General features: G+C 70.0%; 1 protein-coding gene. It reads left to right on the plus strand.

All coding sequences use genetic code 11. The features are described 5' to 3' along the window. Nucleotides 1–82: 82 nt before the first annotated feature. Nucleotides 83–674, plus strand: a 592-nt coding sequence (locus KVT32_RS28145; protein ID WP_217619206.1) for an acyltransferase, incomplete at its 3' end; no start/stop codon positions are given.

The following is a 674-nucleotide window of genomic DNA, read 5'->3' on the forward strand; positions in this document are numbered from 1 at the left end:
TCAAGTCGCTCGAGGTATTGGTGGCCGCCTACATGTCGGCGCGCGACGGCAGGCGCGTCGCCCTGCCGCTGGAGTACTGAGCATGGACCGGCATACGCCCCAATCGCAGGTCCACGCCAGCGCCATCGTCGACGATGGCGCCGTCCTCGGACCAGGCACCCGCGTCTGGCATTTCGCCCACGTCTGCGCCGGCGCGCGCTTCGGCGCGGGCTGCGCGCTTGGCCAGAACGTCTTCGTCGGCAACGACGTGCGGATCGGCGACCGCGTCAAGATCCAGAACAACGTTTCCGTCTACGACGCCGTCACGCTCGAAGACGACGTGTTCTGCGGTCCCAGCATGGTCTTCACCAACGTCCACAATCCGCGCGCCGCGGTGGAGCGCAAGAGCGAATACCGGCGCACCCTGGTGCGGCGCGGCGCCACGCTCGGCGCCAACGCCACCATCGTCTGCGGCGTGACCGTCGGCGAATACGCCTTCATCGGCGCCGGCGCGGTCGTGACCCGCGACGTCCCGGCCTTCGCCCTGATGGCCGGCGTGCCCGCGCGCCAGATCGGCTGGATGAGCCGCCACGGCGAACGCCTGCCGCTGCGCATCGGCGGCCACGGCGAAGCACGCTGCCCGCACACGGACGACCTTTACCTGTTGCAGGACGGCGTCTGCATGCTGGTGCCGG

Origin of the sequence: Achromobacter sp. GbtcB20 (genome assembly GCF_019091095.1) — a bacterium.
Taxonomy (GTDB): Bacteria; Pseudomonadota; Gammaproteobacteria; order Burkholderiales; family Burkholderiaceae_B; genus Achromobacter; species Achromobacter mucicolens.